The organism is Streptomyces sp. NPDC127068 (assembly GCF_042724695.1).
Lineage (GTDB): Bacteria > Actinomycetota > Actinomycetes > Streptomycetales > Streptomycetaceae > Streptomyces.
In genome coordinates this window covers 118,153-127,435 of sequence record NZ_JBHXEN010000019.1, presented here as the reverse complement: position 1 = coordinate 127,435, position 9,283 = coordinate 118,153, and the positions used below count along the sequence as shown (strand labels likewise).

9 protein-coding genes are annotated in these 9,283 nt (G+C 70.6%); 3 read left to right on the top strand and 6 right to left on the bottom strand.

Annotation, left to right across the window (positions count from 1 at the left end):
- The 3 genes from ACFWIA_RS14810 to ACFWIA_RS14800 all read right to left on the bottom strand — a co-directional run.
- On the bottom strand, nt 1-166 hold a 166-nt coding region (locus tag ACFWIA_RS14810; RefSeq protein WP_387004180.1), incomplete at its 3' end, for a transposase.
- A gap of 387 nt (nt 167-553) precedes the next feature.
- The gene (locus ACFWIA_RS14805) at nt 554-979 is read right to left on the bottom strand and encodes a cytotoxic translational repressor of toxin-antitoxin stability system (protein ID WP_387004164.1); all 426 of its coding nucleotides are present in this window, start codon (nt 977-979) and stop codon (nt 554-556) included.
- The gene (locus tag ACFWIA_RS14800) at nt 976-1,392 is read right to left on the bottom strand and encodes a prevent-host-death protein (protein WP_387004162.1); all 417 of its coding nucleotides are present in this window, start codon (nt 1,390-1,392) and stop codon (nt 976-978) included. The genes ACFWIA_RS14805 and ACFWIA_RS14800 overlap by 4 nt, the downstream gene beginning before the upstream one ends.
- A gap of 428 nt (nt 1,393-1,820) precedes the next feature.
- On the opposite strand from ACFWIA_RS14800, the gene ACFWIA_RS14795 reads away from it, so the two are divergent.
- Complete coding sequence (locus ACFWIA_RS14795) at nt 1,821-2,042, top strand: CarD family transcriptional regulator (RefSeq protein ID WP_385489890.1); 222 nt, start codon at nt 1,821-1,823, stop codon at nt 2,040-2,042.
- Between the two features lie 72 nt (nt 2,043-2,114).
- Complete coding sequence (locus tag ACFWIA_RS14790; protein WP_387004159.1) at nt 2,115-2,288, top strand: hypothetical protein; 174 nt, start codon at nt 2,115-2,117, stop codon at nt 2,286-2,288.
- A 220-nt stretch (nt 2,289-2,508) separates the two neighbouring features.
- Here ACFWIA_RS14790 and ACFWIA_RS14785 read toward each other — a convergent pair whose 3' ends face one another.
- Nucleotides 2,509-3,246, bottom strand: coding sequence for a response regulator (locus tag ACFWIA_RS14785; protein WP_387004157.1), 738 nt, complete (start codon nt 3,244-3,246; stop codon nt 2,509-2,511).
- 95 nt (nt 3,247-3,341) lie between these two features.
- Entirely contained in the window at nt 3,342-4,553 is a 1,212-nt protein-coding gene (locus ACFWIA_RS14780; RefSeq protein WP_387004154.1) for a sensor histidine kinase, read from the bottom strand.
- 393 nt (nt 4,554-4,946) lie between these two features.
- Here ACFWIA_RS14780 and ACFWIA_RS14775 point away from each other — a divergent pair, with 393 nt between their 5' ends.
- Nucleotides 4,947-7,118 (top strand): MMPL family transporter, encoded by a 2,172-nt coding sequence (locus tag ACFWIA_RS14775; RefSeq protein ID WP_387004151.1) that lies wholly within the window; start codon nt 4,947-4,949, stop codon nt 7,116-7,118.
- A gap of 84 nt (nt 7,119-7,202) precedes the next feature.
- Here ACFWIA_RS14775 and ACFWIA_RS14770 read toward each other — a convergent pair whose 3' ends face one another.
- Complete coding sequence (locus tag ACFWIA_RS14770) at nt 7,203-9,149, bottom strand: YncE family protein (RefSeq protein WP_387004148.1); 1,947 nt, start codon at nt 9,147-9,149, stop codon at nt 7,203-7,205.
- Nucleotides 9,150-9,283: the final 134 nt, after the last annotated feature.

Genomic DNA, 9,283 nt, shown 5'->3' with positions numbered 1-9,283 from the left:
AGCGTTCGGGCAGGTCACGCCAGGGAATCCCGGTCCGTGTCCGGTAGAACACACCGTTGACGACGGTCCGGTGGTCGGCCCACCGGCCACCCGGAGTACCGGTCTCCGGCAGCAGCCCGGCTATCCGTTCCCACTGAGCATTCGTCAGTTCATGCCGACGCACCATGCCCGGCTCATGCCCGAAACAGCGAGAGATCCACCATCCCGGGCAAGAGCCATCAGACACTGCCTAGCCCGAACCCGCTGCACATGGTGCGGAGCTGTACGAGAACCCGCGCGGAGGAGGTCACCCGTGCGGGACGACGCGACCGGGCGGGGCTACTGGTGCGGATGCTGGTCGGAAGACCTCACCGGCCAGCGACGACCGGCACGATGAGGGGCCCTCGACGCCTACACCGGACGCCAAGCGGACCGTTGGATCGCCAACACGCTGCGCGCCGATGGGCTTCCAGGTGTGGTCCCCGCTACTGGGCATGAGGTGCAGGTAACACCTTCAGCGGCAGCCCCGGTGAGTCTCAGCGGCTGTCGTATCGGTCGGTGCAGGCAGACGGCATCACGTGCCGTCCTTCCAGTGGCGTTGCAGGCGGGCCACCGCTTCTTCCTTCGTCAGTTCGGAGACCGTCTCCTCCGAGAGGCCGACGCGGTGGATCAACAGATAGACCAGATCGGCCGGCAGTGATTCCTTGGGCGGGGCGGGGGCTCCCCGGTCAGGGAGTTTTCCATCGATCACGCAGTCCCAGAACGCGCTTTCGGTGACGACCAACTGGTCGCGAAGGATGTGGCCCCACAACGCGGCCCCATAAACAGTGCGATCGACAGGGTGCGAAATACGAGTCCGCAGGATGCGCCCGTCATGCAGCGTCAACTCGTAGGTGACGTGATGCGTACCGGTACGCCCACGAGCGTCTCGCACTCGCTCCCACCGCTCGACGACACAGAACCGGTCATGACGCTCACGGTCCGGTTGGGGTCGCGTCATCGCTGAACTCCCACCAGCCAGTCCTTCAGCTGACGGTCGTCGCTCAGGGCGATCAGCTGCACCAATCCCCAGTTGTCCCGATGGTTGGGTGCCAGTCTCAGCCTCGCCTGCCAGTCGTCCGCGTACTCCCGCAAGGCGTCGACCATCTCGTCGACGGCGGCATCAAAGGTTGATCCATCGGCTGCAACGGGGAGCCCGGGAAGGAAGATCGACCACCCGTCCGCCTCCGCAACGACCTCGGCCTTGGCCGAACACACTGAAGACAGGTAGCGGCGCAGTCGCTCGACATCCACCACCGCAGCGCAGCCGCTGGCCCGACGCACGGTCGCAACCCGTCCCTCGTCTGCAGCGTCGAGGAGTTCCTTCAGGTGCGTACGCGCTTCGGTGTAGCTATCGAAATGTACTGCGGACATGGCGACCTCCCGTAGGACTCGTGGAACCAGCGTGCTCTCCCGCGATTAAGTACGTCAAGTACGTGAAGTACTTTGCTGGCCATATGAAGGCAGAACTTGAACTGGTTCCGGGCGGCATGATCAGGCCAGCAGGCGGCTTAGCCGGCCCCGGAGGCGCTGGAGCGCACCGAACCTCTCGTCCGGGGCTTGGAAAAGGCGCCGTTGGCGCGCTTCGCGCACCGCCGCGGTGGACGTAGTCGACGAACCACGTTCAGCGAGATGGTGTACGCAAGACAGCCGCCGTCCACCCCGTCCCCGCCGAAACCGCAGGTCAGAGGCGAGAGCCCCGAGCCGCCTCCGTCAAGCGGCCCCCGCCACCCGGAGGCTGTGACGAACAGCGGACGCGCACGACTGCACCGATCGGTACACGCAGGCCCATACTGGGGGCAATGACAAAGCCATCTGCACCGAAGCGTCATCTGCCCACCAGCCCTTTCAAGGCCCCGGTCGCGCCGCCACCCAAGCACTTCGCCGTGGGCGACCAGGTCACACATGACATGTACGGCCTAGGTCGGGTGACCGGCATCGAGGAGGGAATCGCGGCGCTCGTGGATTTTGGTTCGGTTCAGGAACGGATCTTGAGCCCGTACGCCAGGATGAGCAAGCTGTAGACCTGCCACGCCCGGTCGTCTCACGCCAGGCACCTTCATGGCCTCGTACCCATTGGGAGACCCCTCATCGACGTGACCTCACTGTTCTCCGCTCCGGCGGAGGCAACCCGCCACGCCACTGCGGCCTCGCCGCCTCCGGCGACGAACCCCTTCCAGGCCCCGGACCTCGGGGAGGACGAGACCTACTACGACGATGCGCAGGCACCCTTCCCGGGCATCGACGCGGGTCAGCGCAAGGCGGGCTAGCACCGACCGGTGACGCCCGTTCAGGAGCATGGCGTGGTCGCCATGTCCGGTGGCGGGCCGTCCCGTCGAACTCCCCGGCACGACCGGTACGGCCGACACGATCAGCACGACCGGCACGACCCGGGGCACGCAGCAGTACGCCTTCCCTTGGGCCCCCGACCTGCGATTCCTCCGCGGGGTGGGGGCCTTTCGGCTACGTACGCCGAACACGGCGAAGGCGCTATGCCCCGCCCGTGCCGCGGGGCTGGACCAGGCCCGATTCGTAGGCCGCGATGACCGCCTGGGCCCGGTCGCGGACGTCCAGCTTGGCGAAGACGTTGGTGATGTGGTTCTTCACGGTCTGGACGCCGATCTGCATGGTCCGGGAGATCTCGCCGTTGTCGAGCCCCGAGGCGATCAACCGCAGGACCTCCACCTCGCGCGGGGTGAGCGCGGAGAGGTCGGTCGAGACGGTCGGCTCGGTGATGAAGGTGGCGATCAGCCGGGTCAGCATGCGGGGCGCCACCACGGCATCGCCGACGTCGACCGTGCGCAGGGCCGAGGCCAGTTCCTCGGGGGACACGTCCTTGGGGAGGAACCCCGACGCCCCCGCGCGCAGGGCGCGGACCACGTACTCGTCGATGTCGAAGGTGCTCAGGGCGAGCACCCGGCAGTCGGGCAGTTCGGCGGTGAGGCGTTCGGTGGCGCGCACCCCGTCGAGCACGGGCATCCGGATGTCCATCAGGACCACCCGGGGGCGCAGCGCGTGGGCCGCGGCGACGGCCTGTTCGCCGTCGCCGACCTCGCCGACGACCTCGATGCCGGGCGCGGAGCGCAGGATCAGGGCCAGGCCCCGGCGGACCAGGGGCTGGTCGTCCGCGATGAGCACGGTGATGGTTCCGGTGCGGTCCGTCGGCGGGGAGGCCCCGGCAGCGGGTGGGCGGGCCGGGGTGCCCTCGGTGGGGGCGGCCGGTGTCATCGAACCTCACTACTCCTGCTCACGCTGATCGTTCCCGTACCTCGCACGCATTCACGTGCTCGGCTGCGTCCCGCGGGCGCGTTCCGCAGTCGGCGTCACGGGGCGGGCAGGGGCACGGAGGCCGCGACCCGGAAGCCGCCTTCCGCGCGGCTGCCGACCTCCAGTGAGCCCCCGTGCACGGCGACGCGCTCACGCATCCCCACCAGACCGTATCCCCCGCCCGTCGCGCCCCGCGCCCGACGGCTGCCGGTGCCGTCGTCGGTGATCTCCAGGGTGACGCGGTCGGGCAGGTAGCCGAGGTGGACGTCCGCGGAGGCGTCGCCCGCGTGCTTGCGGACGTTGGTCAGGGCCTCCTGGGCGATCCGGTAGAGGGTGAGGCCGACGGTCATCGGCAGCGGGTGCTGTTCGCCGGTGACGACGAGCCGGGCGGGCAGACCGCTGGCCCGGGACTCGGTGATCAGCCCGTCGAGGTCGTCGACGCCCGGCTGCGGCTGGGACGGCGCCTCCTCGACGAGGTCGTCGCCCCGGAGCACGCCGAGCATCTGACGCATCTCGCGCAGCGCCGTGCGGGCCGAAGCCTCCAGGGTGACCAGGGCCTCCCGGGAGGTCTCCGGGTCCTGGTCGAGGTGGGTCCGCGCGCCCCCGGACATCAGGTACATGGTGGTGATGTGGTGCGCGACCACGTCGTGGAGTTCCCGTGCGATGCGTCGGCGTTCCTCCGCCACCGCGCGGTCGGCCAGGAGCTCCCGGTTCAGCTCCACCTGCCGACGCCACTTGCGGACCCAGAACGCCGCGGCGACGACGACGGCGAAGCCCGCGGTCTCCCCCACGATCTCCGGTGCCCCCATGTCGTTCCACAGGCCGCGGAAGACTTGGACCGCCTGGGCCGCCAGCCAGGCGGGCACCAAGGTGCGGTACGGGCAGAGCCTGGCGATCACGTACAGGGCGAACATCGCGGGGATGCCGTTGCCGTGGACGACGGGTGCGGCGAGGCTCGCGACCGTCTGGAGCGCCAGGACCCCGGCGAGCGCGCCCACGGGATGGCGCCGGCGCGCGAGGAGCGGCGCGGCGGACAGGACGAGCAGGACCACCGCGAGGGGCGCGATCTGCTTCCCGCGGGCCAAGCTCGTGCCCACGTAGTCGAGCATCTCCAGCGCGACGACGGCGGCGATCAGGACGTCGTTGCGGAGCCAGCCGAGGGCCGGGGAGACCAGCCCGCGTTCGCCCGCGAGTCGCCGCCACGACCGCAGGTCCGGCCGGGCACCGCGGACCAGGCCGGCGAACGCGGTACGGGGGTCGGGGCCCATCCGGGCGCCTCCTTCAGCTGAGGGGTACGGGGCGCCCCACCGCACGGGGCGCCCCGTGCGGTGGGGCGCCCCGTGCGGTGCGGTCGTCACGAAAGTGCGTCCGCGAGGGCGCTTCGGGGGTGCCCGCGAGGGCGCTTCGAGGGCGTCCGGGCCATCGCATCACATCGCGCCGGCGACTCCGTCCACCCCGGGGACGACCCCGGCCCAGGACCCCGGTCCTGGGTCGCCCGCGCCCCGGACCCGGGTCCCCCTCGCGGCCCCTCCCCCCGGGCGATGCCCTCGCGGGGCGGTTCTTGATGGGCTGGGGAGCGTCCGGAAGAGGTCGTGCAGCCCCCTGTCGAGAGAAGAGCAATGATTCGCAGTCTGACATCGTTCGCCACGCGCCGTCGATGGGTGACGATCATCGTCTGGACCCTTCTGGGCGCGGCGCTGACCGTCGTGGGGCAGTCCCTGATGTTCAGTGCCACCGATTCCCAGGCGGGTGACTTCCTGCCCAAGGGCTACGATTCTGCTGCGGCTCTGAAAATAGCCGAGGAGGATTTCGACGCGAAACCCGACGGGAACGCGGCGACCGCCCTCGTCGCCAGGACCGACGGGGAGCGGCTGACCGTCCAGGACCGGAAGGCGATCCGCGAGGCCGTCGCCGAGCTGGGCGAACGTCGGATCGTCGCGCCCAAGCCCGAAGGGTTGATGAAGGACCACTCGCAGACCCCGCGGGTGGGCCTGGGCGCGGTCGCCCCCAACGGGACGTTCCAACTGCTGTCGTTCTCGGTCGACGGGAACATGAACGACCCGGGGCTCCAGGACGTGTTCCGGGAATTCCGTGACACGGCCGACGAGGAATTCGGCGAGCACGGAATGCGCATCGGATTCACCGGCGGAATCGCCAGTACCGCGGACACCGTGGAGGCGGGGGAATTCCGCGAGAAGCTCATCGGCATCCTCACCATGGGCCTGATCGTCCTGCTGAACGTGGTGGTGTTCCGCAGCGTGCTCGCCGCGCTGCTGCCGCTGATCGCGGTGGCGCTGATCGGCGGGGTCGCCGCCGGCGCGGTGGCCGGAGCGGCGGAGCTGTTCGACATCAAGCTCGACGCGTCCACCCCGTCCCTGATCACGGTGGTCCTGCTGGGCATCGGCATCGACTACTTCCTCTTCCTGCTCTTCCGGTTCCGGGAGCAGTTGCGCACCCACCCCGAGCAGGACGCCGCCACCGCGGCGGCGGTGACTGCGGGCCGAGTGGGCAACGCCATCCTGTCCGCGGGGCTGACGATCGTCGCCGCGTTCGCCACCCTGGGCGTCGCGAGCTTCGGACAGTTCCGGGTGCTCGGTCCGGCCATCGCGATCTCCGTGCTGGTGATGCTGCTGGCGAGCCTCACCCTGATGCCGGCCCTGCTCGCGGTGAGCGGACGGGCGATGTTCTGGCCCGCCAAGGCGTGGAAGAAGGAGGGCCCCGGCGGGGTCAGCGCCCGCCTCGGACTGGAGATCACCCGGCGGCCGGTGCGGTACGTCATCGGGAGCCTGGCCCTGCTGGGGGTGCTGTCGGCCGGTGCGGTCGGTCTGAAGATGAGCTACGACCCGGCGGGGCAGCCCAGGACCGAGGCCGTCGAGGTGGCCGAGGAGATCTCCCGCAGCCTGCCCGCCGGTGCCACCGACCCGCACACCGTGTACGTGCGCAGCGACGAGGGCGCCCTGCGGACGGACGCGCTGTCCGGTCTGACCGGCTCGCTCGCCGAGGTCGAAGGGGTGGGCCGGGTGTCCGCGCCCGTGCTGAACCCCGACCGCACGGCCGCCCGCATCGAGGTGGTGCTGTCCGTCAAGTCCGACACCCGGCAGGCGCGTGACCTGGTGTCCGGCCCCGTCCGGTCCGCCATCGAGGAGCACGCCCCGGCGCACACCGAGGCGCACATCACGGGCACGGCGGCCGTGTTCGCCGACATCGCGACCGCCGTGGAGAAGGACCTGCGGCTGGTCTTCCCGATCGCCGCCGCCCTGATCGCCCTGATCCTGCTGCTCCTGCTGCGTTCGGTGCTGGCGCCCCTGGTGCTCATGGTCGCGGTGGGGCTGGGGTTCGCGGCGACGCTCGGTGCGGGCACGTTGGCCTTCCAGCACCTGCTGGACCGGCCGGGCATCTCGTTCACCCTGCCGCTGGTGCTGTTCCTCTTCGTCGTCGCCCTGGGCACCGACTACAACATCCTGATCAGCGACCGGATCAAGGAGGAGATGGACAAGCCGGTCACCGTGCGGCAGGCCGTCGCCGAGGCAGTGCGGCACACCGCGCCGGCCATCGCCACCGCCGGTCTGGTGCTCGCGGGTTCCTTCGCCAGCCTGGTCGCCAGCCCGGGGACCCAGGAGGTCGGCTTCGCCACGGCCCTGGGCATCGTGCTGTCGTCGTTCGTGCTGTCGATCGTGTTGGTGCCGGCGGTGGCGGTGCTGCTGGGGCGCGGGCTGTGGTGGCCGCGGCGGCCCGCTCGGCGCGCCGACCCCTACGCGTCGCAGGAGCCGGAGGCCGCGTGGTCGCAGGCCGCCCCCCGGTACGCCGAGCAGGCCCCCGACGTCCGCCGCTAGCGCGCACGTCGTCACCACGGCCACCGGGCTCGTCGTCCCCGCCCGCTACGGGGTGGGGACGACGAGCCCGGTGGGTTCGGTGGGTCAGCGGGTGTGGATGAAGTACTTCCACGCTCCGTGGGTCGTCGAGTGGACGTTGTCGCCGTGCGCGCCGTTGATGTACGACGCCCGGACGCGGAACTGGTAGCCCAACTCGTGCGGGCCCAGCAGCCGGACGCTCGACTCGCCGTAGGAACCGGTGGGGAAGTACTCGGTGCCCAGCTCCTGCCAGTGGCCCTGGACGCGGACCTGGAGCTGGAGGCGGTGCTGGCGGCCCGGGTACGCCGTCATCGCGGTCTTGACGTACGGGTCCTTCGACGCCTTGTAGTAGTGCGTCGTGGCGCCGTTCAGCCGCGCGGTCTTGTAGTGGTTGGTCAGCTTGGTGGAGATCTTGACCTTGCTGCCGACCCAGCTCTTCGTCGACTTCCCGGACGTACGGGAGTCACCGTCGTACACGGCGGTGACCGTGGTGTCCCGGCCGAGCTTCACCGTTGCGGAGATCTTGCCGTTGCTCGCGACCCTGCCGGTCTTCACCAGGACCCGGCCGCGACCGTCGCCCGCGGGGTCGGAGTACAGCTTGACGGTGCGGTTCTTGTACGTCTTGCCGAGGGTCGCGGTGAACTTCACCGACGTCCCGTGGGCGTACACGTTCTTGTTCTTGTCGAGCTTCAGGGTGGTCGCCGAGCGGGACACCGAGACGCTGTCCGAACCGGCCGCCGCGGCGTGCGTGCTGCTGGCCGCGTACGCCACCCGGTAGGTCACCTTGCCGCCGGAGGGCGGGGTGTCCTTGAACGAGAACGAGCCGCTGGACGTCGTCTTGACGGAGGCCAGGCGCTTGCCGCCCGGCGACTCGGCGTCCGTGCGGGTGACCGTCAGCGGGGTGCCGGCGGGCAGGGCGAGGGTGGCCGACACCTTGCCGGTGACGGTGAGTTGCTTGGCGCGGGTGGCGCTGCTCGGCGCGGAGACGGTCACCTTGGGCAGCGACCGGGTGGGGTTGTCGAAGGTGCGCAGGGAGACGGTGCCGAGGCTGTTGGTCGACAGGGCGAACAGCCGGCGGGAGTCGGACGTCCAGGCGAGGCCGCCCGGGAGCAGCAGGTCGGAACTGCTGCTGTGACCGGTGTTCGGGAACTCGTAGCTGCGGACGAGTTTGGTGTGGCCCTTGGGGAAGACGTACACGTCGGGCGAGTACATGCCGTCGACGCCGGCCGCGACGGTGCCGTCCGGGGCGATGGCGACGGCGTTGGGGTAGTGGGTGGTGCGGTAGCTGGTCGCGCGGGACAGGTCCGTCGTGGAGTAGGCGACGTGTTCGTAGGGGGCGCCGCTGGCGACGACGACGCGTCGGCCGTCGGGCGTCACGTCGATCTCACGGACGTTGCCCGCGTCGATGCTGCCCCGCGTCCGCTCGACGGCCGTGCCGGTGGAGACGTCGTACACGGTGGCGGCGTTGTTGGTGGCCGTCACGAGGACGTCCGGCGCTGCCGGGTCGGCGCCCAGGAGCGGTTGCGAGCCGGTGGCCGCGGTGAGCACGACGACGGGTTCGGCGGCGGTGACGTCGAGCGAGCCGAGGCCCCCGGCGTGGCTGAACCACAGCTTCCCGCCGGCGACGGCGAGGTCGTGGGGGCGTTCGGCGCCGAGGTCGTAGCTCGCGGTCTGGGTGAGCGTCCCGGTGTCGACGGAGACGATCCGGCCGGTGTCGCCGACCGCCGCGTACACCTGGCCGGCGGCGGAGCGCTCCAGCCCGTGGACGCCGGGCAGGCCGCTGAGCGTCTTGACCACGCGGCCCGTGTAGTCGGTGACGACGATCTTGCCGCTGCGCGGGTCGGAGACGAACACGCGCTGGCGTGCGTCGTCGACGACGACGTCCCCGACGGACTTCACGTTCAGGACCCGCGCGGAGTCGGCCGCGGCGCTGCCGGCCGTGCCCGCGACGAGCGCGGCGGAACTGAAGAGGACGGCGAGCGCGGTCGCCGACGAGATGCTGCGCGTGCGCACAGTGATGAACCCCCACCCTGATGGATCCGGCCGCGCGACGCCCGAGGGCACGCTGTGCAGAAGCTGTGCGCGGGGCGCGGCCGATGATCAGCAGGGTAAGCCATGCCGCTGACGTGGGCACAGTGGTATTCCGG